This window comes from Methylobacterium sp. 77 (assembly GCF_000372825.1).
Lineage (GTDB): Bacteria > Pseudomonadota > Alphaproteobacteria > Rhizobiales > Beijerinckiaceae > Methylobacterium.
In genome coordinates this window covers 3,927,159-3,951,629 of the sequence record NZ_KB910516.1, presented here as the reverse complement: position 1 = coordinate 3,951,629, position 24,471 = coordinate 3,927,159, and the positions used below count along the sequence as shown (strand labels likewise).

Here is a 24,471-nt window from a genome sequence, read left to right as displayed (position 1 = left end):
AAGGTCTGGTGTTCACGCGCCCCTGCCGTAGAGCGGGCCGGCGATATCTGGTCAGCCGAGGACCAAAGATGCGGCCGCCATCCGCGAACATCATCGCAACCATTGCCGCCCTCCAGATCGAAATAAGATACAATTCGTAAAATAGGAATTTATGATTGACACCGTGACGCTCCTCGGGTATCGATAAGGCACGCTCAAGAAGTGTGACGAGAGGGGACGGGGACATGGACCTTCCCTCCGAGGAACACCGGGCCGTCGCGGAGCTGATGCGGCAGACCGGGATGAGCGCGATCGAGATCGCGCGCCGAACCGGGGTCCCCTCGAGGCGGATCAGCGACTGGAACCGCCGCTACGGCTGGCGCGAGACGGCGAGCGTCGCGAAGCGCCGGCTCGATCCCGGGACCTGGGCGCCTGCGAGGCGGCTCGCGGTCGAACGGATCCATGCGATACCGGAGGTCGAGGCCGCCACCCTTGCGGTGGCGCTCGGCGGCACCGTCCACGGCGCTGCGAGCCTGTTCCGCACCTGCGGCTTTCCGCCGAAGCGGCGAGTCCGTCCGGGCGTGCCGTCGCCGCCGGACGACGCGCCGGGATCGGCCGCGATGTCGACGGTGGAGCTGGACCACGCCCTGCGCGACCATATCGGGCGCCAGATCGCGCGGTTCGACGAGGCCCTGTCGGCCGACCCGCCGCCGGCCCTCGATTCCGCGAGGGTGCTGCGCGACCTCGGCGGTCTGAAACGGCTGCTCGACGACCTCTTCAGCGATGAACGGGAGCGGATCCATGCGACGTCCCGCAGCCCGGCCGGGCACGACGACGATGGCGCGGCCGCCGACCTGCCGGCCCTGCGCGCGGCAATCGCGGCGCGCTATGCGGCAGGCCTCGGCGAGCGGCCGGATGCCGGGATTCCTGGCGAGCCTGCCGCCGCACCTGATCCGGGCGCTGGCCTCGGACTGGCTCCATAACGCCCGCGACGACCAGCTGCCCCCCTGTCCCGCGCGGGAGGATTGGACGACCTGGGCGGTGATCGGCGGGCGCGGCTCGGGCAAGACCCGCACCGGGGCCGAATGGGTGCGGGCGCTGGCCACCGGCGACCCCGCCTTCTGCGCCGAGGCGGTGGGCCGTATCGCCCTCGTCGGCGAGACCTATGCCGATGTCCGCGACGTGATGATCGAGGGGCCGTCCGGGTTGCTGTCGCTGTCGGGAGCACGGCCGCACTGGGCGCCCTCGCGGCGGCGGCTGGAATGGGCCAACGGCGCCGTGGCCCTGGCCTTCTCGGCAGAGGAGCCCGACAGCCTGCGCGGGCCGCAATTCGGCGCCGCCTGGTCCGACGAGATCGCCAAATGGCGTCGGCCGGACGCCGCCTACGACATGATCCAGTTCGGCCTGCGCCTCGGCGCCCGGCCGCGCAACCTCGTCACCACGACGCCCCGGCCGATCCCGCTGATCCGCCGCATCCTCGCCGACCCGCTCACCGTGGTGAGCCGGTCGCGCACCGCCGACAACGCGGTCAACCTCGCGCCGTCCTTCCTCGACGCGGTGGTGGGACGCTATTCCGGCACGCGGCTCGGACGCCAGGAACTCGACGGCGAGCTGATCGAGGACCGCCCCGATGCGCTCTGGACGCGGGAAGCGATCGAGGCGTCGCGGATCGACCGGGCGCCGGAGCTCGGGCGGATCGTCGTGGCGGTGGACCCGCCCGCCTCCTCGAAGGCCGGCGCCGACGCCTGCGGGATCGTCGCCGTGGGGCTCGCCTCCAACGGGAACGCCTACGTCCTCGCCGACGCCACATTGAGCCGGGCGAGCCCGCAGGCCTGGGCCGGCGCGGCGCTGGCGCTCTACCATCGCCTGGAGGCGGACAGCCTCGTGGTCGAGGTCAACCAGGGCGGCGAGATGGCGATCGCCGTCATCGCCGAGTTGGACGCGTCGGTGCCGGTGATCCCGGTGCGGGCGACGCGCGGCAAGTACCTGCGGGCCGAGCCGGTCTCGGTCCTCTATGTGCAGGGCCGCGTCCACCATGTCGGCAGCCTGCCGGCCCTGGAAGACGAGCTCTGCGATTTCGGGCCGAACGGCCTCTCCAGCGGCGCCTCGCCCGACCGCCTCGACGCCCTCGTCTGGGCCCTGACCCACCTGATGCTGGCCACACGGGCCGAGCCGCGGATCAGGCGGATGTGAGCGGCGTCTGCCGCGCGTCCCTCCCCCCCTTTGCGGGGGAGGGTTGTTCCCCGTCGAGGACATTCCCATGCCGAACCTCTTCACCCGCCTCGCGCGGGCCGCCTTTCCCGTGCCCGAGACCAAGGCGGCCCCCGTCTCGGGGCTCGGCATCGCCTTCTATGGCGAGGGTCGGGCGGTCTGGACCGCGCGGGATTACGGGGCGCTGGCGCGGGAGGGCTTCCAGCGCAACGCCATCGTTCACCGCGCAGTGCGGCTGGTGGCGGAGGCCGCGGCCTCCCTGCCGCTGGTGCTGACGGACCGGCCGGAGCCGCATCCGCTCACCGCGCTCCTCGCCCGGCCGAATGCCCGCGAGGGCGGAGCGCGCCTCCTTGAAACGCTCTACGGCCATCTGATGGTCTCCGGGAACGCCTATCTGGAGGCGGTGAGCCTCGACGGCGCCCCGCGCGAACTCCACGCCCTGCGCCCGGACCGGATGCGAGTGGTGGAAGGCCCGGACGGATGGCCGATCGCCTATGATTACGCGGTCGGCGGCCGGACCCTGCGCCACGACCAGCTCCGCGAGGGCGTGCCGCCGATCCTGCACCTCACCCTGTTCCACCCGGCCGACGACCATTACGGGCTCTCGCCGATGGAGGCGGCGGCGGTCGCCCTCGACATCCACAACGCCGCCGGGGCCTGGAACAAGGCGCTCCTCGACAATGCCGCCAGACCCTCCGGCGCGCTGGTCTATGCCACCTCCAACGGCGCCAGCTTGAGCGACGCGCAGTTCACCCGCCTGAAAGGCGAGCTGGAGGCCAATTATCAGGGCGCGGCCAATGCCGGCCGGCCGCTGCTGCTGGAGGGCGGCCTCGACTGGAAGCCGCTCTCGCTCTCGCCGAAGGACATGGATTTCGTCGAGGCGAAGGCCGCCGCCGCCCGCGAGATCGCCCTCGCCTTCGGCGTGCCGCCGCTGCTGCTGGGCCTCTCCGGCGACAACACCCATGCCAATTACGCCGAGGCCAACCGCGCCTTCTATCGCCAGACCGTGATCCCGCTGGCGCGCCGCACCGCCGAGAGCCTCGCCCAATGGCTGGAACCCGCCTTCGGCCCCGCCCGGCTGGAGCCCGATCTCGACGCGATCGAGGCCCTGGCGCCGGAGCGGGAATCACTCTGGCGCCGGGTCCAGGCAGCCGATTTCCTCACCGAGGAGGAGAAGCGCGAGGCCGTGGGTTATGGGTCGACGCGAATGTCCCTCCCGGATTCCTGATCGGCTCCGGATCTTCGGTCAGTTCCGGATCTTCGGTCAGTTCCAAGTGTGGAGCACCGTGCGCCACTCGTTGCCCTTCCGCTCGAACACGTTGACCCAGTTGCCCTCGAACGCCTTCTTCGCACCGCCCTCGCCGGGGCCGGACATGGCCCAGCGCCCGGTGACGACGAGCAGGTCGCCCTTCATCTGCGCCGTCTGGACCTTGGTCTTGTGGTCGTCGAAGCCCTTGGCTTTCAAACCCGCGAAGAACGTGCCGATGCCGTCGGCGCCGGACACGGCCGCGCCCTTCGGGACCACCATGGCATCGGCGACGTAGAGGCCCTTGAGGCCGTCCATGTCACCCGCATTGTAGGTCTGGTCCCACCGCGTCGCCGCGCCCTGGGCTTCGGCGGTGGGATCGGCCGCGAATGCGACGATGGGCGCGATCAGGCACAGCAGGACGGATACGCCGCACAGCTTGCGATTCACTCTCATGATGAACTCCGATTCGCGATTCACAGACAATCGACGAGCAAGTGTGCCACGGTTATTTGAATACGGAAGCAATTTATTGACCGCCAAGCCACGGTAACTGCCGGTACCGACTTTCGACTGCGACGATTATTCGCTGCCCTGCCTTGCCGAGATCCGCATCTTTCGCAGCGACCAGCCCACCACCCCGGAGACTTCCATGGACGGCCATTTCACCGGCTATGCCAGCCTGTTCGGCGTGCCCGATCTCGGCAACGACATCGTGTCGGCGGGCGCCTTCGCGACGAGCCTCGGGCAGCGCGGAGCGGCCGGCGTGCGGATGCTGTTCCAGCACGATCCGGCCGAGCCGATCGGGCGCTGGCTCTCCCTGCGGGAGGATGCGCGCGGCCTGCGCGTCGAGGGGCTCATCAACCTCGCCGTCCAGCGCGGACGCGAGGTCGACGCGCTGATGCGCGAGGGCGGCCTCGACGGGCTCTCCATCGGCTTTCGCACCCTGCGATCGAGTCCGCAGCGCGGCGGCCTGCGCCGCCTCATGGCGGTCGATCTCTGGGAGATTTCCCTCGTCACCTTTCCGCTCCTGCCCGGCGCCCGTGCCGCCGTGCCGGACGGGACGGCGACGCCCCTCGCCATCGAGCTGCGCGCCCTGGCGCGCCGGCTCGCCCCGCGCGGATCGCCCTCCACCCGGCCGGTGGCCGCTCTTCCCTCCTTCACCCAGCACACGAGGTTCGCATGACCGTCCACGTTTCGCCGAACACCGCGACCGCAGCCCCGGAGACGAAGGCCGATCCGAACTTCCCCCTTGAGAACAAGGCGGCGCGCGCCGCCTCCGACGCCGAGGTCGGCGCGGTCATGGGCGAGCTCTCGCGCGCCTTCGAGGCCTTCAAGGAGACCAATGACGGGCGGCTCGCCGAGCTCGAAGGCCGCCGCTCGGGCGACGTCCTCACCGAGGAGAAGCTCGCGCGTATCGATGCGGCCCTCGACACGGCGCGGACCCGCCTCGACCGCCTGACCCTCGACGGTCGCCGTCCGCCCCTGGGCGGTGACCGTCCCAGCCGTCCGGATCCCGTCTCCGTCGAGCACAAGGCCGCCTTCGACCTCTATGTCCGGGCGGGCGAGAGCGGCGGCCTCAAGCGGCTGGAGGAGAAGGCGCTCTCGGCCGGCTCCGGTCCCGATGGCGGCTATCTCGTGCCGCAGACGATTGAACGGGACGTGCTGCGGCGCCTCGCCAACCTCTCGCCGATCCGGGCGCTCGCCACAGTGCGGACCATCTCCGGCGGGCTCTACAAGCGCGCGGTCTCGGCGAGCGATGCCGTCTCCGGCTGGGTCGCCGAGACCGCGGCGCGGCCCCAGACCGACGCACCGACCCTGACGGAGCTGAGCTTCCCGGCCATGGAACTCTACGCAATGCCGGCGGCGACCCAGACGCTCCTCGACGACGCCATCGTCGATATCGACGCCTGGCTCGCCGACGAGGTCGAGACCGCCTTCGCCGAACAGGAGAGCGTCGCCTTCGTCACCGGCAACGGCGTCAGCCGACCGCGCGGCTTCCTCACCGTCGACACTGTGGCGAACGCGGCCTGGGTCCCCGGCAAGCTCGGCTTCGTCGCCACCGGCACGGCCGGAGCCTTCCCCGCCGCCAGCCCGTCCGACGTGCTGTTCGACCTCGTCTATGCTTTGCGCGCCGGCTACCGCCAGAACGCCAGCTTCGTCATGAACCGCAAGGTCCAGAGCACGATCCGCAAGATGAAGGATGCCGACGGCAACTACCTGTGGCAGCCGCCGCTCTCGGCCGACCGCGTCGCGACCCTGCTCGGCTTCCCCGTGGCGGAAGCCGAGGCGATGCCCGACGCGGCAGCGAACAGCCTGTCGATCGCCTTCGGCGATTTCAAGCGCGGATACCTGATCGTGGACCGTGCCGGACTCCGCGTCCTGCGCGATCCCTATTCCGCCAAGCCCTACGTGCTGTTCTACACCACCAAGCGCGTCGGCGGCGGCGTGCAGGATTTCGACGCGATCAAGCTGCTGAAGTTCGCCTGAAGACCGTCGTCCCCGGCCTGGAGAGTCCGGGGGCGGCCTTCCTGCCTGACGCTACCGCCGTGCCGGCCGCGCCATCCAGTCGGAGCGGTTGGAGCGGCGGAAGCCGCCGGTGGCGTCGCCCGACTGGAGTTGGGCCATCTCGGCGGCACGCGATGTAATCCAACTCGCATGCTCGCCGGTGGGCGTCACCGCCGTGAAGCCGCCGCAGGCGGTGCGGGCGCGCTTGTCCTGGCGCATGGCGCCGCTCGACCAGCTGACCACGCCGACGATCTGATAGCCGCCCGGGCCTCCGCGCAGGATCGGCCCGCCGGAATCGCCGAGGCAGGCGCCGGCTCCCGCCGTCTCGGCGAGTTTGCGGCGGTCGGTCACCACGGTGACCGTGTTGGCGACCTGGAGCGAGCCGATGGAGACGAGATGCGCCTGGCGCAGGGTGCGGGCGGTGTTGCGGCGGTTCTCGGCCACCACGCCGAAACCGGCGATGTCCACCGTCTCGCCGGTGCTGATGGCGCCGCCGCCGCGCGGGTCGAGGGGCTGGAAGTCGGCACCCAGCGGTTCGGACAGCTTGATCAGGGCGAGGTCGATCCCCGGCTGGTCCTCGGGTGTGGTGCCGGGCACGAAATCGGGGTGCATCGACGCGGCGATGGCGAGGATGCGGCGCTGGCGGAACGCGCGGTCGACGGCGACCACGCTGTAGCCGGCCTGATGCATGACGCAATGAGCGGCGGTGAGGACGAGATCGGGAGCGATGAGCGTGCCGGAGCAGATTTCGCCCTGGGTGCTCTCGATGCGCACCACGGACGCGCGCAGGCCATTGGGATCGCGCGAGACTTCGCCGTTGATCACGGCGAGCGCCGGAGCCGGAATCAGCCCGACCAGCGCCGTGACGACGGCCCTGCGGAGCGCGGTCGCGAACATCGTGTCTCTCCCGCGCCGGGCTTCAGTCCCGGACGTACATGAAATCGAGGCAACAAGTGGAAATCGAGCCTAGCGTAAGGCAATCACTCGGCCAAGCTCTGGGTTCCGTCGCGTCGGCGCCGCGTCCTCACGGCGTCTGCCAGCGGGCGGACGCCCCCCATCCCGCGAGCGTCCGGTCGATCCAGTCGCGCTGCGGCCCGAGCAGGACGCCCTGCGAGACGCCGCCGCAGGCTCCGCCCCCGACCCAGGCGGAGACCGCGAGCGGCGCGGCGCCGGCCTCGGCCGCGATCGGCCCGCCGGAATCGCCCTGGCAGGCTCCTGATGCCGCGCCGGACGGCTTCATCCAGACCAGGATCCGGCTCTGCCCATAGGGCTCGACCACGGGAAGGACGGCGTTGCGGAAGGTGCCGGTGGTGCGCGCCTCGCCGGGCTTCGACACACCGTAGCCGGCTAACACGAGGATCTCGCCGGCGCGCGGCATCGCCTCGCTCAACGCGGTCGGCCGGAAGCGGCCGGGCAGCGGCGTGGCGGTGCGGACGAGCGCCAGATCGATCGACCGCCGACGCCCGGCGATGGCCCCGGCATCGTAGCCGGGATGGACCGCGCGGGCCGCGAGATCGACCAGCACCGGCTGGCCCGCCTCGTCGCGAAAATGCACCCGGTGCTCAGCGCCGCCCTTTCGGGAGCCCGCCGCCACGCAATGGCCCGCCGTCAGCACCGCATCCTGCGCGATGACGATCCCGGTGCAGACGCCGCCCAGGGACGACAGCACCATCACGGCCGAGCCGGCCGATTCCGGCGCCTCGCGGCCGCCGACGACGGCATCGGCCGGCGCTCCGGCGAGCACCAGCATCAGCGCAATGCCGATCGAACGCGTGTCGAGACCCATTCCGCCCGCTCCCCTCCACCTCCCCACCCGGAGACGACGATGATTCCGATACGCGTCGATGCCGCCATCGTCGAGCCGGTCACCCTGGCCGAGATGCGCCGTCACCTGCGCCTCGACCCCGACATGACCGCCGAGGATGCGCTGGTGGAGAGCCTGATCGCCTCGGCCCGCGCCATGGTCGAACTCGCGACGCGGCGCGTCCTGGCACCGGGCCGCTACCGGATGATGCTCACGGCCTGGCCGGCGGATGGCTTCGTGCCCCTGCCCCTGAGCCCGCTCGTCGCCCTGGCGAGCGCCGGATCGGTGGATGCGACGGGCACCGTCACGGCCTTCGCCTCCGGCCTCGTTCGTCTTGGCGCCGACACGGTCGAGGCGCCGGGGTTGGTCGTCTCGCCCGCCATTCCTTCCCTGGCCCAGGCCGCCGCCCTCATCGAGGTCGATGCCGGCCATGGCGGAGCGGGGCCGCCCGTGCCCCCGGGACTCACCCAGGCGATCCGGCTCATCGCGGCACACGGGTTCGAGCATCGGGGCGACCTGCCCGTCACCCTTCCGCCGATGGTCGAGGCGCTGATCGCGCCGCACCGCCGGATGCGCCTCTAGACCCACGATCCCCGGAGCTTTGCCATGACGCATCCGCCCATCGGCGCGCGGCGGCGCCGCTACGTGCTCGAACGCTTCGTCGACGACCCGGACGGGTTCGGCGGGCAGCTTCGCCGCTACGTCGCCGGCCCGCTTCTATGGGGCACGCTGGACCCGACCGGCTATGCCGAGCGCGCGCGCGGAGGCCGCTCGGATGCGGTGGCGACACACCGCATCCGCATCGCCTACCGGGCGGACATCACACCCGCGATGCGGCTCGCCTCCGGCCCGCGCCGCTTCGTGATCCGCGCGGCGGGCGATCCAGACGGGCGCGGCCGCGACCTCGTCTGCGAGGTCGAGGAGCTGATCGACGCGGCGGCGATGGGGGAAATCCAGCCATGAGCGAGGCCCTGTCCCTCCCGGCCAACCCCCTGCTCGCCCTACGGGCCGCGATCCTGACCGCCCTCGCACCCGATGCCGAACTCGGCCGGCTCATGGGCGGCAACGTCCGTATTCACGACGAGCCGCCGCGCGGCGCCGCACCGGTCTACGCGCTGTTCGGGCCGGCGGAGATGCGCGACGATTCCGTGGACGGCGCCCTCCGTCACACCCATCGGCTCGGGCTGATCCTGTTCGCCAGGCCCGGTTCCAGCCGCGGTGCCATCGAGGCCGCCGGCCGCGCCGCCACTCTCCTGCACGAGGCCATCCTCGCCCCGGCCGGCCACGCCCTGTCGATCCTGCGGGTCGAATCCCTGGCCTGCGCACGCGACGAGCGCAGCGGCGAGACCCGCGCCACCATCACCCTCCAGGCCGTCACCGAGCGGCTGCCGACCTCGAACGGAGCGACCCCATGAGTGCCCAGAAAGGCAAGGACCTCCTCATCCGGATCAGCGAGGGAGCGGGTTTCGTCGCGGTGGCCGGCCTGCGCGCCCGGCAACTCGCCTTCAATGCCGAGACCGTGGACGTGACCTCGGCCGAATCCGTCGGGCGCTGGCGCGAACTCCTCGCCGGGGCGGGGGTGCGCCGCGCGGCGGTCTCGGGCTCGGGCGTCTTTCGCGACGAGGCGTCGGATGCGCGCCTGCGGCAGATGTTCTTCGACGGCACCGTCGACACGCTGCAGATCGTGGTGCCGGCCTTCGGCACGATCCAGGGCGCGTTCCAGATCACCAGCCTCGAATATCGCGGCGACCATGCCGGCGAGGTGACCTTCGACATGGCCCTCGACTCGGCCGGCCCCCTCACCTTCGCGAGCCTGTGATGGCGAACCGCAGGCGCGGAGAGGTCTCCGTCGAGATCGGCGACCGGCGCTACATCCTGTGCCTCACCCTGGGAGCCCTGGCCGAGCTGGAGGACGCGCTCGGCGCCTCCGATCTCACCGGCCTCGCGGCGCGGTTCGCCGAAGGCCGGCTCGCCAGCCGCGACCTCATCGCCCTGCTCGGCGCGACCCTGCGCGGCGGCGGCCACGACCTCGACGACGACGCGGTGGCGCGGCTGCCGCTGTCGGGCGGGATCGAGCCGATCGCGACGGCGCTCGGCGAGGCCCTCGCCGCCGCCTTCGGGGCGGACATGCCGGACCCTTGAGCCCTGCGGGAGGGACGGCGCCGGAGGCTCCCTCCGCCTTCCCGTGGGACGAGGCGATGGCGTTGGGCTTGAATGCCCTCGGCTGGAGCCCGCGCGACTTCTGGGCGGCGACGCCCCGCGAACTGACGGCCGCGCTCGGCCTCGACGGCCGCCGCGACGCCGCCACCGCCGCCGACCTGCGGCGGCTGATCATGGCCTTTCCCGATTCCTGAACGGAGGCTCGCATGGCCGAGACCGAGATCGACCGCGCCAACGCGGAGCGGGCCAAGCAGCTGACCATGCTGGACCGCCTCGCGCAGAAGTTCGGCGACAGCTTGAGCAAGGCGTTCACCAGCAATGTCGGCGCGGCCAAGCAGCTCGAAGGGGCGCTGGGCTCCCTCGTCTCCAAGCTCGCCGGCATGGCCGGCAAGGCACTGCTCGACCCGGTGAAGGGTGGCATCGAATCCCTGGTGCGGAGCCTCATCGGTTCCAGCGCATCGAGCGCGGCCTTCGCCAAGGGCGGGGTGTTCTCAGGCGGCCGGGTGCGGCCCTTCGCCAGCGGCGGCGTGGTGGCGGCCCCCACCTACTTCCCCATGCGCGACGGGATGGGCCTGATGGGCGAGGCCGGGCCGGAGGCGATCCTGCCGCTCACGCGCGGCAGCGACGGCAGGCTCGGGGTCGCGGGCGGCGCCTCGGGGCGGCCGGTCTCCGTCTCCGTCACCATCGCGACGCCGGATGTGGAGAGCTTCCGCCGCTCCGAGGCGCAGGTCGCCGCCGCCCTCGCCCGCGCCGTGGCCCGCGGCCGCCGCGCGTCCTGACCCCCCTTTCAAGGAGGCCCGCGATGGCCGGCGATTTCCACGACATCCGCTTTCCCCTCGACGTGGCCCTGCGCGGCAGCGGCGGGCCGAGCCGTCTCACCGAGATCGTCACGCTGGCCTCGGGGCGCGAGCACCGCAACAGCCGCTGGGCCGATTCGCGCCGGCGCTACGATGCGGGGTTCGGCATTCGCACCCTCGACGCGCTGCATGCGGTCCTCGCCTTCTTCGAGGAACGGCGCGGACGCCTCTACGGCTTCCGCTACCGCGACAGGATCGACCATCGCTCGGGACCTCCGAGCCAGGCGGTCGGTCCGGGCGACCAACCGCTCGGCCTCGGCGACGGCGCGACGCGGGTGTTTCCCCTCGCCAAGACCTACGGCACCGGGCCGTTGCCCTATCGCCGGCTCATCGCCAAGCCGGTGGCCGAGACAGTGCGGGTGGCGGTGGCCGGCGTGGAGCGCCCCTCCTCGGCCTTCACCTGCGACGCCACGACGGGGCTCGTCACCCTCGCGACGGCGCCCGTCGCGGGCGCGGCGGTGACGGCGGGGTTCTGGTTCGACGTACCCGTCCGCTTCGACACAGACGACCTCAGCGTGGACCTCTCGGCCTTCACCGCCGGCGAGATCCCGACCGTGCCGCTGATCGAGATCGTGCCCTGACCGGAGCGGCCGTTCGATCGAAGGACCGATCTCGAAGGAGCCCGCCATGCGCGACATCCCGCCCGCCCTCGCCGCGCATCTCGCCGGCGGGTCGACGACCCTGTGCCATTGCTGGTCGCTGACCCGGCGCGACGGACTGACCTTCGGATTCACCGACCACGACCGCGACCTCACCTTCTCCGGCATCACCTTCGCCGCGCGCTCAGGACTGGAGGCGGCCGAGGCGAGCGCTGAGCTCGGCTTCGCGGTCGGCGGCGGCGAGGTAGCCGGGGCACTGACTTCGCTCGGCATCGCCAATGACGACGTGGCGGGCGGGCTTTACGACGCGGCCAGCGTCGAGACCTGGCTCGTCGACTGGAGCGACCCGCAGACCCGCCTCCTCCTCGATCTCGGCACGATCGGCGAGGTGCGCCGGGCCGGAACCGCCTTCGTCGCGGAGCTGCGCGGCCTGATGCACCGCCTCGACGAGGAGCGCGGCCGGACCTATCGCGCCACCTGCGGCGCCGATCTCGGCGATGCGCGCTGCCGCGTCGATCTCGCCGATCCGCGCTTCCGCACCACCGGGACCGTTCTGGCGCGCGCCGCGCCGGGCGAGATGCTGGCGGAACTGGCGGGGTCCTTCGCGGAGGGCAGCTTCACCGGCGGGCGGCTCACCTGGATATCGGGACCGAATGCCGGGCTCGCCAACGACATCCGGGCCGAGCGGCCGGCCGATGGCGGCACCCGGATCGAGTTCTGGCAGGAGCCGCCCCACGCCGTCGCGGCGGGGGACGGCTTCACCCTGAAGGCGGGTTGCGACAAACGCTTCTCCACCTGCTCCGGCCGCTTCGCCAACGCGGCGAACTTCCAGGGCTTCCCGCACATGCCCGGCAACGACTTCGTCATCCGCACCGTCGCCGGGTCCGGCGCCGGCCTCGATGGCGGCAGCCTGTTCCGTTGAGCCGGCAAAGGAGAGCGGGATGCACGGCTCTGACCGGATCGTCGCGGAGGCACGTGGCTGGATCGGCACGCCCTACCGTCATCAGGCCTCGCTCAAGGGCGTCGGCTGCGATTGCCTCGGCCTCGTGCGCGGGGTCTGGCGCCACCTCCTCGGACCCGAGCCCGAGACGGCTCCGCCCTATTCCGCGTCCTGGGCGGAATCCGCTACCCATGGCACCGACCCGATGGCGGAGGCGGCCCGGCGCCACCTCATCGCCGTGCCAGACCGGTTGGTCGGATACCAGCCGCTGGCGGGCGACGTCCTGCTCTTCGCCTTCCGCGCGTATTTGCCGGCAAAGCATTGCGCCATCGCCTGCGGCGGCGGGACGATGATCCACGCCCATGACGGCGCGGCCGTGACGGAAGTGGCCCTGACGCGGTGGTGGCGCCGGCACTTGGCGCATGTGTTCCGGTTTCCGGGTGCCGTCACTCCGGCGAAACCTCACGCTGCCTTGCTGATGTGCATCTCCACATGAAGGCCGGCCGCACCGAGCATGTTGACCAGGGTATCGATCGCGAACAGGTCGATCTTGCCGCGCATCAGATCCGATACGCGTGGCTGCGTCACGCCGAGAATTTTTGCAGCTTCGGTCTGGCTTAAGCCTTCGCCCGTGATGTGGTTCTGCAAGGCAATCATGAGCGACGAGCGAATCTTCATGTTCTCGGCCTCGGCCGAACTGTCCTCGATCGCGTCCCAGACGCTCGTAAACGGCTGTGCACTCATCGTGTCATGTCCCTGATTAGACTGTCGTACCGGGTCTTTGCGATTGCGATGTCCCTTGGACTTGTCTTCTGCGTCGTCTTCTTGAAACAATGCAGGATGAAGACTGCATCCGCCAACTTCGCGATGTAGATCACCCGGTAGGCGCCGGTTGCCTCGTGCAGGCGAATCTCTCGGACACCGCCCCCAATCGAAGCCATCGGCTTCCAATCATTGGGGTCGTAGCCGGCCTGCACCCTGTCGATCTGGTGTCCGGCCTCGCGCCGCGCAGAAAGCGGAAACGCTCGAAGCTGATCGAGCGAATTTCCCACGAACACAACGTCTTTGGATCGCTCTGCCACGCCTTGTCATACAAGATTTTGTATGGCCGGCCAAGGCGGACGACAGACCGCACATCCCCTCCCGCCCGGAGCCCCGACCCATGGCCACGCTGATCCTGCAGACGGCCGGGGCGGCCTTGGGCACCGCGCTCGGCGGTCCGATCGGCGGGGCCGTGCTCAGCACCCTCGGCGCCGTGGCCGGGGGGGCGATCGACAACGCCCTGTTCGGGTCGCGCGCCGGCCCGCGCTTCGTGGAAGGGCCGCGCCTCGGCGACGTCGCCGGGCTCGCCTCCACCGAGGGCGAGCCGATCAAGCGGGTCTACGGCCGCGCCAAGGTCGGCGGGACGCTGATCTGGGCGACGCGGCCGCTGGAGGTCGCCAATACCAGCGTCCAGCGCGCCGCCTCCGGCGGCAAGGGCGGTTCCGGCCAGAAGACGGTGACGACGACCTATGCCTATTCCGTCGATCTCGCGGTGGGCCTGTGCGAGGGCGAGATCGCCCATGTCCGCCGGGTCTGGGCCGATGGGCGCGAGATCGACCTGACGACGCTCGACTATCGCCTGCACCGCGGCGGCGCGGACCAGGAACCCGACCCGCTGATCGTCGCCAAGGAGGGCGCCGACAGGGCACCGGCCTATCGCGGCCTCGCCTACATCGTGTTCGAGCGGCTGGCGCTCGCCGATTTCGGCAACCGGGTACCACAACTGGCCTTCGAGGTGATCCGCCCCGTCGAGGGGCTCGCCGGCATGGTCCGCGCCGTCTGCCTCATCCCCGGCTCGACCGAGTTCGGCCTCGATCCCGGCCTGGTCACCGAGGATGCGGGGTTCGGGACCACGCGGGCGGCCAACCGGTTCCAGTTCCAAGAGGCGACGGACGTCACCGCCTCCCTCGATGCGCTCCAGGCCCTATGCCCGCGTCTCTCGCGGGTCTCGGTGGTGACGAGCTGGTTCGGCAGCGATCTGCGCGCGGGCCATTGCACGGTCACGCCGAAGGTCGACCGGCCGAAGAAGGCGACCATCGGCGATACGTGGAGCGTCGCCGGCCTGACCCGCGATCAGGTCGAGACCGTCTCGACCGCGCCCGCCGGGGGGCCGGCCTATGGCGGCACGCCCTCCGATGCCGGGCTCGGCCGCCTCGTCGCCGAGTTGCGCCGCCGCGGTCTCGAGGTCGTGCTCTACCCGTTCGTGATGATGGACGTGCCTGCCGGCAACACCCTGCCCGATCCGCGCGACGCGGGCGCCGGCCATCAGCCGCCCTATCCCTGGCGCGGCCGCATCACCTGCACGCCGGCGCCCGACCATCCGGGCAGCCCGGACGGAACCGCCGCCGCCGGCGCGCAGGTCGCGGCCTTCTTCCACAACGCCGCCGGATACCGCCGCTTCCTCCTGCATTATGCCGATCTCGCCGCCGGGTGGGCGGCCGATGGCGTTCACCTGTCCGGCTTCCTCATCGGCAGCGAGTTTCCGAGCCTCACCCGCGTGCGGGCCGAGGCCGGCCGCTATCCGGCGGTGGAGGCGTTCAAGGCCCTGGCGCAGGAGGTGCTCGCCCGCCTCGGAGCCGGCGTCGCCCTGGTCTACGCGGCCGACTGGACCGAGTACGGCGCCCATGTCCGCGACGGCGGGGCCACGGTGCGGTTTCCCCTCGACGCGCTGTTCGCCGACCCCGCCATCGCGGCCGTCGGCATCGATTACTATCCGCCGATCAGCGACTGGCGCGACGGCGCGAGCCATGCCGACCTCGCCGAGACCGACAGCCTCTACGATCCGGCCTATCTGAAGCGCCGCCTCGGCGCGGGAGAGGCGTTCGACTGGTACTATGCCGGCGAGGCCGACCGGCGCGCGCAAATGCGCACTCCGATCACCGACGGTGCCGCCGGCAAGCCCTGGATCTACCGGGCCAAGGACCTCGTCTCCTGGTGGTCGAACCCGCATCGTGAGCGCGACGGAGGCGTCGAGACCGGTCAGACGGCCTGGATCCCGCAATCGAAGCCGATCTGGCTCACCGAGATCGGGGTCCCGGCGGTGGACAGGGGCACCAACGGCCCGAACGTCTTCCCCGACGCGAAATCCTCCGAGAACGCGGCACCGCCCTTCTCGACGGGTCTGCGCGACGACCTGATCCAGGCGCGCGGCCTCACCGCCATCCTGACCCGTTTCGACGCCGCCCTGCCCGGCTTCGAGCCGGCTCACAACCCGGTCTCGGCGGTTTATGGCGGCCCGATGGTGGCGCCCGGTTCGGTCTTCGTCTGGTGCTGGGACGCGCGGCCGTTCCCGGCATTCCCGGATTTCGACACGGTCTGGACCGATGCGGAGAACTGGTCCCTGGGTCACTGGATCACAGGACGGATCGAGGGTCTGGAACTCGACCGCCTGATCCGCACGATCCTCACCGATCTCGGCATCACCGCGCCGGCCCGGATCACCGCCGATGCCTGGCTCGACGGCTACGTCATCGACCGTCCCATGTCCGCGCGTGGTGCCTTGGAGCCCCTCGCCCAGATCTACGGGCTCGACGTCTCTGCGGTGGGCGGTAGGCTCGACATCCTCGGCCCGCGCCGCGAGAGCCCCGTCGTGCTCGCGGCCGGAGATCTCGTGCTCTCCGACCGGGAGCGGGCGCCGCTGAGTGTCGTCCGTGCCGAGGAATCCGAACTGCCCCGCGCCCTCACCCTCGCCTTCTGCGACGGCGAGAGCGCCGATTACAGAACCGCCAGCGCCTCGGCGATCCGCCCCACCGGGATGAGGCGGCGCGAGAGCAATGCCGAGGCGCCCATCGTCACCCGCCGGGAGAGCGCGGAGGCGCTCGCCGAAGCGCTCCTCGACACCGCCATCGCCGGGCGCGACAGCGCCACTTTCGGGGTGAGCCCGCGCCGGATCGAACTGGTGCCGGGCGACCTCCTGTCCCTGCCCGGCGCCCGCCAGCCCCATCGCATCGTGCGGATCGCCGACAGCGCCGGCGCGCGGCGGGTGGAGACGCGCGCCGTCGCGGTTCACGGCTTCCGGCCCGGCGCCTATCGCAACCCGGACGAGAAGATCCACAGGCCGCCGCCCTCCATAGCCGGGCCGCCCTTCGCCCGCGTGCTCGACCTGCCGGTGGACCGGGGCAATCCGACGATCCTGCAATACCTCGCCGTCTCCGCCGATCCCTGGCCCGGCGAGGTGGCGGTCTGGCGCTCCACCGGCACGGACGGGCCGCTCGGCCTGCATCGCATCGTCGATTATCCCGCCTGCCTCGGCGAGACGCTCACCGCCTTGCCGGCCGGGCCGCTCTGGCGCTTCGACCGGGGAGCCCGGCTCGACCTGCGCCTGCGCCATGCCGGCGCCCTGTCTTCGATCGAGGAGGTCGACGTGCTGGCCGGCGGCAACCTGTTCGCCCTGATCGGCACGGATGGCAGGGCCGAGATCATCGCCGCGGCTGGCGCCGAGCTGATCGGCCCCGGCACCTATCGCCTCAGCCGCCTGCTGCGCGGCCTGATGGGCAGTGAGGATCTCGCCACGCGCGAGAATCCGGCCGGCTGCCTCGTCGTGCGCCTCGACGACGGGGCGGTCGTGCCACTGGTGGAACGCCTCGACGAGGCCGGCCGGCCGTTCCGCTACAGGATCGGCTCTGCCAGCCGCGACCCGGCCGATCCGGGCTTCGTCGAATTGCAGGCGAGCGCGAACCTGATGCCGCTTCTGCCGCTCGCGCCGGTGCACGTGACCGCACGGCGCGAGGCCGGTGGGATCAGGCTCGCCTGGCTTCGCCGCGCAAGACGGGACGCGGATGGCTGGGAGCCGGTCGACATCCCGCATGACGAGGCGAGCGAGACCTACCTCGTCGCCATCCATGCGGCGGGCGGCTCCGTTCTGCGGACCGTCAGAACCGACGAGCCGGCGCTTCTCTACGCCGCCGCCGACGAGGCCGCCGATTTCGGCGCGCAGCAGATCCTGCTCGACGTGAGCGTCGCCCAGGTCGGGGCTCTCGCCGGACCCGGTCCGAGCCGCCGCGCCATCCTGCCCGTGCGCTCCGCCTGAGCGACCCACCGATCCGGAGCCCCACCATGTCGCAAACGACAGCCAACCTCGCTTTGCCGCTGATCGCGGCGGCGCAGGCGGGAAAGCACGTCACCTATAACGAGGCCCTGGCCGCCCTCGACACGCTCGTGCAGCTCGCCTGCCTCGACAAGGACCTGACGGCACCGCCGCCCTCACCGGTCGAGGGAGCCCGCTACCTGATCGCCGCCGCCGCGCCCACCGGCGCCTGGACCGGCCTGTCCGGCCGCATCGTCCACTTCCGTGACGGGGTCTGGGAGGGGTTCGCACCCAGGGCCGGGTGGCTCGCCTACGTGGCGGACGAGGACGCGTTCTACCATTTCGACGGCACGGGCTGGACCGGCCTCGCCCGGACGATCTCCGCGTTGCAGAATCTCGGACTCCTCGGACTGGGGACGAGTGCCGATGCGGACAATCCGTTCTCGGCCAAGCTCAACAAGGCTCTGTGGACCGCGCGCGGCAGCGGCGAGGGCGGCAGCGGCGATCTGCGGACCGTCCTGAACAAGGCGAGCGCGGCCAACGTCCTCTCGCTGCTGATGCAGAGCGGGTTCTCGGGCCGCGCCGAGATCGGCCTCGTCGCGGACGACAGCCTGACCGCGAAGGTCTCGGCCGACGGCACGAACTGGACCCATGCCTGGAGGGTCCAGCCGGGCAACGGCTATGTCGGCTTCGGTTCGGCCGCCGCGCCGGGCGGCCCGGTGGCGAGCGCACCGCTCTTCGTCTCGGGTTCGTCGAACGCCGCCTTGTTCCAGCTCGAATGCTACAGCGGCACGGGCTCGCCGGTGGTCAACATCACCACGCGCATCGCCCGCGGCACTCCGGCAGCCCCCACCGGCATCCTCGCCGGAGACCGGTTCTTCGGATTCTTCGGTCGCGGCTACCAGGCGACCGGCGGTTTCTCCAGCAACATGGTGACCTTCAACGGCGTCGCCGAGGAGGATTTCACCGCCACGGCACAGGGCACGCTCGTCGACTTCCAGACGACGGATATCGGCACGACGACGCGGCGATCGGTGGTCAAGTTCAGGGGAACCGGCGCCCTCGAACTCGTCAGCCGCGCCGGTACGCCCACCCTGGGGCTCGCGCCCGGCCAGATCGTGTTCGACGGCACGGCCGGCGCCTTCAAGGGCTATAACGGGACGCGCTGGTCGCGCCTCACGAACCTGCCGCGCTTCTCCGCCTCCATGAGCGCGGACGCGACGATCCCCGCCGCCACCTGGACCAAGGTGGCGTTCAACAATGCCGACGTGAACGACCAGAACGCCTTCGTGCCCGCGACGAACCGGTTCGTCGCGCCGGAACCGGGCACCTACACGTTCGGCGCGGGCCTCGCCTTCCGCAAGATCGGAAGCGCTTCCCCCAGTGCCCTCCAGGCCCGGTTCTACCGCAACGGCGCAGTGGCACCGCGCCATCGCGCCGGCGTGACCGGCCTCGTCGACGGCATCTCGACACTGGCCCTCACGGCGACGCTCGCCCTCAATGCCGGCGACACGGTGGAGGTGTTCGCCCATTTCACCGGCGCCGAGGGCGGAATCCTCGCCGCCGACAGCGCGTTCTGGGGCCTCGCCGTGCCCTGAATCGCCGGGGAGGCCTGCCTCCTCCCCGGTCTCACACCTCGCATCTCGCGGCGCCGGCCGGCGCGCATCCCCGTCTCAGCCCCGGAGTGAACCATGGACCTCAGCGCCATTGGCAGTGCCGTGCTCGTCGCCCGAGAGGGGCGGCGGTTGGAGGCCTATCGCGATGCCGTCGGCATCTGGACCATCGGCGTCGGCCATACCAGTGCCGCGGGGCCGCCCGCCGTGACGCCGACCTTGCGCCTGACGGCGGAGGAATGCGACGCCGTATTCGCCCGCGACGTAAGCCGCTTCGTCCGCATCGTCGGCGCCGTGGCGCCCCTCGACCTGCCCGAGCATGCCGTCGATGCCCTGGTCTCGCTCTGCTTCAATATCGGCGAGGGCGCCTTCCGCCGCTCGACGGTGGTGCGGCGCCTGAAGGCGGGCGACCGGGACGGGGCCGCCGAAGCGTTCCTGATGTGGAACCGGCCCGCCTCCCTGATCCCGCGCCGGCGGGCCGAATACGACCAGTTCCGCACACCCTATGCCCTCTCCCTGCCGCGCGCCCGCTCCACCGATCCCACGCCGATCCCGCGTCCGGCCGCAACGCCCCGATCTCCATCTGTGCGGATCGAAGGCCCTGCGGGGATCGTTCCGGGCCCCACCGCCGGTTCCGATCGCCGCCCGCTTCCCCGCGCGCCTTCGCTGCGGACCGGATCGCCCCAGCGGATCGGAGCGCCCGCTCCCGCCGGGACCTGGGCGCGCCTCAAGGCGTCGCTTCAGGCGCTTCTCGGCCTCGGCGCCTGACCGGACCGGCCAACTTCCCCCTGCCTCGTCTTGAAGTTTCCCGTGAAAATCCCGGAGACAACCATGAAACGCCGGTTCTTCATCCTCGGCGGCCTTGCCGCGATCCTCTCTTCCTGCGCCGCCTCGCCCTGCATGGCGTCGCCCGCCGAACCCGTCATCCTCCTGCCCTGGGGTGACGCGTTGATCGCGGTGGCGCAGGGCATCACCGCCATCCTGGTGCCCCTGGCGATCACCGCGGCGACGGCCGCCACCGCGCGGATCGCCGGTCCCCTGCGCATCCTGATCACCACCGCCCTCGTCGAACGCCTCGTGCGCAATGTCGGCGATTACGCGATCAATGCGGTGGCCGGGGCGGTGCGCGGGCGGGTTCTGTCCGTGCCGGTGGGGTCGGTGGTGATTGCCCGCGCGGTTCAGCGGGCGCTCGACCAGGCACCGGCCTGGTTGGTGACGGCTGCGGGCGGGGTCGACGGGCTCGCGGAAAAGGTCTTCCGCAGCCTGCCCCTCGATGAGGATGCCACCACCGCCAACACCCTGGCTCGCGCGCTCGACGCCGTGCGAGCGCGCGGCGACCAGACATCGCCCGCGTGAACTGCCCTCAGGGAGCAGCGAGAGGGAGGTCGGTCCCATGGACAGAATCGCTGTTGAAGGCATCCGCCTCCTGTTCTCGGAGGAAGGCGCGGGCTGGATCGTGGCCGCGTTGCTCGGCTTTTCCTGCCTGCACCTCTACCGGGAAACCGTGCGGTCGCAGGAAGCCCGGATCGGTGACGCCGGCGCCACCGCGACGGCTCTCGAACGAGCGTCCCAGGCGAACTCGGCCGTGGCCCTCGCCATCGAGAGCCGCACGCGGGTGCTCGAAGACCTCTCGCGCCTGGCGAGCGAGATCTCCCGCGGGGTCGACCGCAGCGACGAGCGGGCGCGGGAGAAGTTCGACGAGATCCTGCGCCGCCTGTCCGAGCCGCGCCACGAGGGGCGGTGAAGAGTGGCGGTGACGCCCCGTGCCACAGCATTCGGAGTTCCTGCCGATGACGCGCCTCGCCTGCCTGTTCCCGCCCTCGTCCCGGATGCTCGCCGCCTCCGGCCGCCTCCAGGCCGCCGAGACCGGGTTCGAGCGCTCGATGACCGCCCTACGCAAGGCGGCCCTTGACCATATCGACTGCCAGCACCTCCTCTGCATCGCCCTGCAGGCGACCTTGCGGCGTCTGGTTTCGCACGGTGCGGACAGCCCTTGATGCCGGATGGCGGGAACCGGACGGTCCGCCGCCGGCTTGCTCGCTGACGGCGTTTCACTCTGCCATCCGATCATCCCGGACCAACGTCCGGTCGAGCCCGCATTCAGGGCGCATTCAGTGCTCGAAGACCATTGACGTTATCCATGCGCATCCTCCTCGCCCTGCTGTTCATCGGTTTGACCGTCGCGGCCTTCGCGACGGGGCCGATTCGCACACTGGCGGAAGAGAAGGCGACGACCGGCACGGCCGAGGTCGCGGCACCGCTTCATCCGGTTCCGCCAAGCGAGAGTTGCCTCAGCCCGGCGGATCTGCGCGAGGCTGTGGCGGACAAGCGGGTGATCGAGCCGGTGGCCGCGATCCGGGCTGCACGGACGGTGATTCTCCGGGCCGAGATTCAGCGCGCCAGGCTGTGCCGGCACGAGGACGGCCTCGCCTATCTACTGACGGCCTTGCGCAGGGACGGGCAGTTCGTCCACGTGATGGTGGATGCCACCACCGGTCGGGTCATCGGCCAGTGACGACGGCGGACGTCACGGGTCTCCGTACCCGGTGCCTGACAGCCGCCTCATCTTGGGAGTGAATCGCAGTGCGTCTGCTCGTCGTCGAGGATGACCGGGATATCAACCGGCAAGTGGTGAACGCGCTCGAGGAGGCCGGCTACGTCGCCGACAAGGCCTTCGACGGCGAGGAGGGCGGCTATCTCGGCGAGAGCGAGCCCTACGACGCGATCATCCTCGACATGGGCCTGCCGAAGGCGGACGGCGTCAGCGTGCTGCAGAAATGGCGCCGCGCGGGGATCAAGACGCCGGTCATCATCCTCACCGCCCGCGACCGCTGGTCGGACAAGGTCGACGGCTTCGATGCCGGGGCCGACGACTACGTGACCAAGCCCTTCCACATGGAGGAGCTGATGGCCCGCGTGCGCGCGCTCCTGCGCCGCGCCACCGGCCATGCCACCAGCCAGATCTCCTGCGGGCCGGTCGTGCTCGATACCCGCTCGGGCCGCGTCTATGTCGACGGCAACCCGATCAAGCTGACCAGCCACGAATACCGCCTGCTCGCCTACCTGATGCACCATACCGGCCGCGTCGTCTCACGGGCCGAGTTGACCGAGCATCTCTACGACCAGGATTTCGACAGGGATTCCAACACGATCGAGGTCTTTGTCGGCCGTCTCAGGAAGAAGCTCGCGGTGGACCTGATCCAGACCGTGCGCGGCCTCGGCTACCTCGTCGACCCGAACCAGCCGCCGTCGCGGGTGTAGCGTCGGCGCGGTTCAGGCCAGAGCCTGGGCGATGTCGGTGTGGACGAAGTCCCGGCCATTGAAGAGGAGCGGGACGCCGTGGAGATCAGCCATGGCGTAAGAGAAGCAATCTCCCATGTTCAGCTGAGCGGGATGGCCAGTTCCTTTGCCAAATTGTTCAAAGGCGCTCAGGGCCCGATCCGCCGCCGAGCCAGGAACCGAAACCACCCGTGTATCCGTCGCGTCCAAGAACATCGCGATGTCGGCCTGGATCGTCACCATCGGCCGAAGCCGCTTGCGACGGATGGCGAGTGCGGCTTCGTATATGGCGAGCGCCGACGTGATGCGGTGAGTTGCTGCTTCGAGATGCTCTGATAGTCTCCGACCTTCCGGTTCGTCGGTCATCATCGCGACGATCGCAGAGGAATCGACGTACATCAGATGTCGCCACTGAGTTCGTCGTAGAACGCTTTGTCCGCCTCCAGACCCGTCGAGGGGGATTGGGCGATGCGCTCACGAATCGGGCGAATACGCTCCCACAGCGAGAGCTTCTCGTCCTCGCGCTTGAGCTCGTTGCCCACGCCGAGCTTGATGGCGTCCGTCAGCGAAATGTGCTTGCGCTCGGCGAGAAGCCGCACGAGGCGATCCGCTTCCTCGTCGCGAATATGAAGAGCCATGGTCCGTTCCCCTTCCGCGAGATGTGTACATAATATGGACAGGCCGTCTACACCAGCGCCGTGCTTCGCGCAGAGCGCGTTGCCGGCCTCTCTCACGCACCAGGGCACGGCCCCCATGACCGACACGCCGAGATGACCGCCTTTCCGTCCTGGCTGCCGTTCCGGCGCCGCTCCATCGCCGTGCGCCTGGCGGGCTCCGCGCTGCTCGCGAGTTCGGCGATCCTGCTGATCGCGGCCTGGATCCTCACCACGCTCTATCGCGAGAACACCGAGCGCTCCTTCGACAGCCGGCTTCTGGTCTATGCCAACAACCTCGCCACCGATCTCGTCTCGCCCAACGACCCGGAGAGCCGGTCCTTCAACCTGAGCGATCCGCGCTTCGACCTGCCGCTCTCGGGCTGGTACTGGCAGGTGGGACGGCCGGAAGCGCGCCCGCGCGACCTGCGCACCTCGCGCTCCCTCGTCGGCGTGCCGCTGAAGCCGGCGGGGACGCCGGACACCAATGCCGGGATCGGCCAGATTCGCCAGGGCTACGGCAAGGCCCAGGACGACCGCCCCCTGCGCATCATCGAGCGCGATGTCGATCTCGGCGAGGAGGGGCGCTACACCGTGCGCGTCGCCGGCCCGGCCGACGAGATCGAGAACGATGTCGGCCGCTTCCGCTTCTCGCTGATGGTGACCTTCGGCCTGCTCGGCCTGTTCCTGGCGCTGACGACGCTGCTGCAGATCCGCTTCGGTCTGGCCCCCCTGGCGAAGCTGCGCACGGCCCTCGGCGCGATCCGCCGGGGTGAGGCCGACCGCATCGGCGGGGAATACCCGCGCGACATCGCCCCCCTCGCCGGCGAGGTGAACCTTCTGATCGAGACCAACCGCGAAATCCTGGAGCGCGCGCGGACGCAGGTCGGCAACCTCGCCCATGCCCTGAAGACACCGCTCTCGATCATCGTCAACGAGGTCGGCGCCAGCGATGCGCAGGAAGACCTCGCCTTCAAGATCCGCGAGCAGGCGGCGGTGATGCGCGACCAGGTGAACTACCACCTCGACCGGGCGCGGGCGGCGGCGCTGGCCGGCACGCTCGGCACCTCCACCGAAGTCGAGCCGGCCCTCGCCGGCCTGGTGCGCACCTTCGGCAAGATCTACCGCGACAAAGACATCGCCTACGAGGTCCACGTGCCCGCCGGCCTGCGCTTTCGCGGCGAGCGCCAGGATTTCGAGGAGATGATCGGCAACCTCGTCGACAACGCCTCGAAATGGGCCCGCAGCCGCGTGTCGATCCGGGCGGAGACGGTGAGCGAGCACCATTATCCCCATCTCCTCGTTTCCATCGAGGATGACGGACCGGGGCTGCAACCCGAGGATCGCGCGGCGGTCCTCGGTCGCGGGCGGCGGCTCGACGAGACCAAGCCGGGCTCGGGCCTCGGCCTCTCCATCGTCGCCGATCTGGCGACCCTCTATCGCGGCCGCTTCCGCCTGGAGGACGCGACCCTCGGAGGCGTCAGGGCCGTGATCGAGGTGCCGGGCGACGCGCCGAATGCCAGCGTCGGATGATGCTTGCGACGGGCGGTACCC

At 70.7% G+C, this 24,471-nt stretch carries 31 protein-coding genes; 24 read left to right on the top strand and 7 right to left on the bottom strand.

Annotation, left to right across the window (positions count from 1 at the left end; all coding sequences use genetic code 11):
- Positions 1 to 224 precede the first annotated feature (224 nt).
- The 3 genes from A3OK_RS23065 (at position 225) to A3OK_RS0118815 (ending at position 3,418) form a co-directional block, all read left to right on the top strand.
- Positions 225 to 962: a helix-turn-helix domain-containing protein gene (locus A3OK_RS23065; RefSeq protein ID WP_019906449.1), complete on the top strand. Its 738-nt coding sequence runs from the start codon at positions 225 to 227 to the stop codon at positions 960 to 962.
- Positions 895 to 2,172 carry a terminase family protein gene (locus tag A3OK_RS0118820; protein WP_051093050.1) on the top strand — a complete coding sequence of 426 codons (1,278 nt, stop codon included), beginning with the start codon at positions 895 to 897 and terminating at the stop codon, positions 2,170 to 2,172. Before A3OK_RS23065 ends, A3OK_RS0118820 begins: the two co-directional genes overlap by 68 nt.
- Positions 2,173 to 2,239: 67 nt before the next feature.
- The gene (locus A3OK_RS0118815; protein WP_019906447.1) at positions 2,240 to 3,418 is read left to right on the top strand and encodes a phage portal protein; all 1,179 of its coding nucleotides are present in this window, start codon (positions 2,240 to 2,242) and stop codon (positions 3,416 to 3,418) included.
- 36 nt (positions 3,419 to 3,454) lie between these two features.
- On the opposite strand, the gene A3OK_RS0118810 is transcribed toward A3OK_RS0118815, so the two are convergent.
- A complete protein-coding gene (locus tag A3OK_RS0118810; protein WP_051093049.1) occupies positions 3,455 to 3,892 on the bottom strand; it encodes a DUF4440 domain-containing protein in 438 nt (145 codons plus the stop codon).
- A 196-nt stretch (positions 3,893 to 4,088) separates the two neighbouring features.
- Here A3OK_RS0118810 and A3OK_RS0118805 point away from each other — a divergent pair, with 196 nt between their 5' ends.
- Positions 4,089 to 4,622: an HK97 family phage prohead protease gene (locus tag A3OK_RS0118805; protein ID WP_019906445.1), complete on the top strand. Its 534-nt coding sequence runs from the start codon at positions 4,089 to 4,091 to the stop codon at positions 4,620 to 4,622.
- Complete coding sequence (locus A3OK_RS0118800; protein ID WP_019906444.1) at positions 4,619 to 5,926, top strand: phage major capsid protein; 1,308 nt, start codon at positions 4,619 to 4,621, stop codon at positions 5,924 to 5,926. Before A3OK_RS0118805 ends, A3OK_RS0118800 begins: the two co-directional genes overlap by 4 nt.
- Positions 5,927 to 5,977: 51 nt before the next feature.
- Here A3OK_RS0118800 and A3OK_RS0118795 read toward each other — a convergent pair whose 3' ends face one another.
- Both A3OK_RS0118795 and A3OK_RS0118790 read right to left on the bottom strand, forming a co-directional pair.
- A complete protein-coding gene (locus tag A3OK_RS0118795; protein WP_019906443.1) occupies positions 5,978 to 6,841 on the bottom strand; it encodes a trypsin-like serine protease in 864 nt (287 codons plus the stop codon).
- A 127-nt stretch (positions 6,842 to 6,968) separates the two neighbouring features.
- Positions 6,969 to 7,730, bottom strand: coding sequence for a trypsin-like serine protease (locus tag A3OK_RS0118790; protein ID WP_019906442.1), 762 nt, complete (start codon positions 7,728 to 7,730; stop codon positions 6,969 to 6,971).
- A gap of 39 nt (positions 7,731 to 7,769) precedes the next feature.
- Here A3OK_RS0118790 and A3OK_RS0118785 point away from each other — a divergent pair, with 39 nt between their 5' ends.
- From A3OK_RS0118785 to A3OK_RS0118740, 10 genes are read left to right on the top strand one after another with little or no spacing between them, the layout of a single operon-like run.
- On the top strand, positions 7,770 to 8,330 hold the full coding sequence (locus A3OK_RS0118785; RefSeq protein WP_019906441.1) for a head-tail connector protein: 561 nt from the start codon (positions 7,770 to 7,772) through the stop codon (positions 8,328 to 8,330).
- Positions 8,331 to 8,354: 24 nt separating this feature from the next.
- Complete coding sequence (locus A3OK_RS0118780; protein ID WP_019906440.1) at positions 8,355 to 8,711, top strand: head-tail adaptor protein; 357 nt, start codon at positions 8,355 to 8,357, stop codon at positions 8,709 to 8,711.
- A complete protein-coding gene (locus A3OK_RS0118775) occupies positions 8,708 to 9,163 on the top strand; it encodes a DUF3168 domain-containing protein (protein WP_019906439.1) in 456 nt (151 codons plus the stop codon). Before A3OK_RS0118780 ends, A3OK_RS0118775 begins: the two co-directional genes overlap by 4 nt.
- Positions 9,160 to 9,567, top strand: a complete 408-nt coding sequence (locus A3OK_RS0118770) for a phage major tail protein, TP901-1 family (protein WP_019906438.1) — start codon at positions 9,160 to 9,162, stop codon at positions 9,565 to 9,567. The genes A3OK_RS0118775 and A3OK_RS0118770 overlap by 4 nt, the downstream gene beginning before the upstream one ends.
- A complete protein-coding gene (locus A3OK_RS0118765) occupies positions 9,567 to 9,890 on the top strand; it encodes a gene transfer agent family protein (protein ID WP_019906437.1) in 324 nt (107 codons plus the stop codon). The genes A3OK_RS0118770 and A3OK_RS0118765 overlap by 1 nt, the downstream gene beginning before the upstream one ends.
- On the top strand, positions 9,887 to 10,102 hold the full coding sequence (locus tag A3OK_RS0118760; protein WP_026597425.1) for a phage tail assembly chaperone: 216 nt from the start codon (positions 9,887 to 9,889) through the stop codon (positions 10,100 to 10,102). Before A3OK_RS0118765 ends, A3OK_RS0118760 begins: the two co-directional genes overlap by 4 nt.
- A 12-nt stretch (positions 10,103 to 10,114) precedes the next feature.
- The gene (locus A3OK_RS0118755) at positions 10,115 to 10,687 is read left to right on the top strand and encodes a phage tail tape measure protein (RefSeq protein ID WP_019906435.1); all 573 of its coding nucleotides are present in this window, start codon (positions 10,115 to 10,117) and stop codon (positions 10,685 to 10,687) included.
- 23 nt (positions 10,688 to 10,710) lie between these two features.
- Positions 10,711 to 11,346 (top strand): DUF2460 domain-containing protein, encoded by a 636-nt coding sequence (locus tag A3OK_RS0118750; protein ID WP_019906434.1) that lies wholly within the window; start codon positions 10,711 to 10,713, stop codon positions 11,344 to 11,346.
- Between the two features lie 46 nt (positions 11,347 to 11,392).
- Entirely contained in the window at positions 11,393 to 12,286 is an 894-nt protein-coding gene (locus A3OK_RS0118745) for a DUF2163 domain-containing protein (protein WP_019906433.1), read from the top strand.
- Between the two features lie 19 nt (positions 12,287 to 12,305).
- Positions 12,306 to 12,800, top strand: a complete 495-nt coding sequence (locus tag A3OK_RS0118740) for an NlpC/P60 family protein (RefSeq protein WP_019906432.1) — start codon at positions 12,306 to 12,308, stop codon at positions 12,798 to 12,800.
- Here A3OK_RS0118740 and A3OK_RS0118735 read toward each other — a convergent pair.
- Together A3OK_RS0118735 and A3OK_RS0118730 are read right to left on the bottom strand one after the other, a co-directional pair.
- Complete coding sequence (locus A3OK_RS0118735) at positions 12,767 to 13,048, bottom strand: XRE family transcriptional regulator (protein WP_019906431.1); 282 nt, start codon at positions 13,046 to 13,048, stop codon at positions 12,767 to 12,769. The genes A3OK_RS0118740 and A3OK_RS0118735 overlap by 34 nt on opposite strands.
- On the bottom strand, positions 13,045 to 13,386 hold the full coding sequence (locus A3OK_RS0118730; RefSeq protein ID WP_026597424.1) for a type II toxin-antitoxin system RelE/ParE family toxin: 342 nt from the start codon (positions 13,384 to 13,386) through the stop codon (positions 13,045 to 13,047). Before A3OK_RS0118730 ends, A3OK_RS0118735 begins: the two co-directional genes overlap by 4 nt.
- A gap of 80 nt (positions 13,387 to 13,466) precedes the next feature.
- Here A3OK_RS0118730 and A3OK_RS0118725 point away from each other — a divergent pair, with 80 nt between their 5' ends.
- The 8 genes from A3OK_RS0118725 to A3OK_RS0118690 all read left to right on the top strand — a co-directional run bounded on the left by A3OK_RS0118725 (position 13,467) and on the right by A3OK_RS0118690 (position 22,246).
- Positions 13,467 to 17,375 carry a glycoside hydrolase/phage tail family protein gene (locus A3OK_RS0118725; RefSeq protein WP_019906429.1) on the top strand — a complete coding sequence of 1,303 codons (3,909 nt, stop codon included), beginning with the start codon at positions 13,467 to 13,469 and terminating at the stop codon, positions 17,373 to 17,375.
- A gap of 26 nt (positions 17,376 to 17,401) precedes the next feature.
- A complete protein-coding gene (locus A3OK_RS0118720) occupies positions 17,402 to 18,970 on the top strand; it encodes a DUF2793 domain-containing protein (RefSeq protein WP_019906428.1) in 1,569 nt (522 codons plus the stop codon).
- Between the two features lie 93 nt (positions 18,971 to 19,063).
- A complete protein-coding gene (locus tag A3OK_RS0118715) occupies positions 19,064 to 19,753 on the top strand; it encodes a lysozyme (protein ID WP_019906427.1) in 690 nt (229 codons plus the stop codon).
- A 63-nt stretch (positions 19,754 to 19,816) separates the two neighbouring features.
- Positions 19,817 to 20,341: a hypothetical protein gene (locus A3OK_RS0118710; protein WP_019906426.1), complete on the top strand. Its 525-nt coding sequence runs from the start codon at positions 19,817 to 19,819 to the stop codon at positions 20,339 to 20,341.
- 37 nt (positions 20,342 to 20,378) lie between these two features.
- A complete protein-coding gene (locus A3OK_RS0118705; RefSeq protein ID WP_019906425.1) occupies positions 20,379 to 20,729 on the top strand; it encodes a hypothetical protein in 351 nt (116 codons plus the stop codon).
- Positions 20,730 to 20,748: 19 nt separating this feature from the next.
- On the top strand, positions 20,749 to 20,982 hold the full coding sequence (locus A3OK_RS0118700) for a hypothetical protein (RefSeq protein ID WP_019906424.1): 234 nt from the start codon (positions 20,749 to 20,751) through the stop codon (positions 20,980 to 20,982).
- A 143-nt stretch (positions 20,983 to 21,125) separates the two neighbouring features.
- Positions 21,126 to 21,500, top strand: coding sequence for a PepSY domain-containing protein (locus A3OK_RS0118695; RefSeq protein WP_019906423.1), 375 nt, complete (start codon positions 21,126 to 21,128; stop codon positions 21,498 to 21,500).
- A gap of 68 nt (positions 21,501 to 21,568) precedes the next feature.
- Complete coding sequence (locus tag A3OK_RS0118690) at positions 21,569 to 22,246, top strand: response regulator transcription factor (RefSeq protein ID WP_019906422.1); 678 nt, start codon at positions 21,569 to 21,571, stop codon at positions 22,244 to 22,246.
- Positions 22,247 to 22,258: 12 nt separating this feature from the next.
- Here A3OK_RS0118690 and A3OK_RS0118685 read toward each other — a convergent pair whose 3' ends face one another.
- Together A3OK_RS0118685 and A3OK_RS0118680 are read right to left on the bottom strand one after the other, a co-directional pair.
- Positions 22,259 to 22,663 carry a type II toxin-antitoxin system VapC family toxin gene (locus A3OK_RS0118685; RefSeq protein ID WP_019906421.1) on the bottom strand — a complete coding sequence of 135 codons (405 nt, stop codon included), beginning with the start codon at positions 22,661 to 22,663 and terminating at the stop codon, positions 22,259 to 22,261.
- Entirely contained in the window at positions 22,663 to 22,902 is a 240-nt protein-coding gene (locus A3OK_RS0118680; protein ID WP_019906420.1) for a type II toxin-antitoxin system VapB family antitoxin, read from the bottom strand. Before A3OK_RS0118680 ends, A3OK_RS0118685 begins: the two co-directional genes overlap by 1 nt.
- A gap of 132 nt (positions 22,903 to 23,034) precedes the next feature.
- Between A3OK_RS0118680 and A3OK_RS0118675 the strand changes: the two genes are divergently transcribed.
- On the top strand, positions 23,035 to 24,450 hold the full coding sequence (locus A3OK_RS0118675; RefSeq protein ID WP_019906419.1) for a sensor histidine kinase: 1,416 nt from the start codon (positions 23,035 to 23,037) through the stop codon (positions 24,448 to 24,450).
- The last annotated feature ends 21 nt before the right edge of the window (positions 24,451 to 24,471 follow it).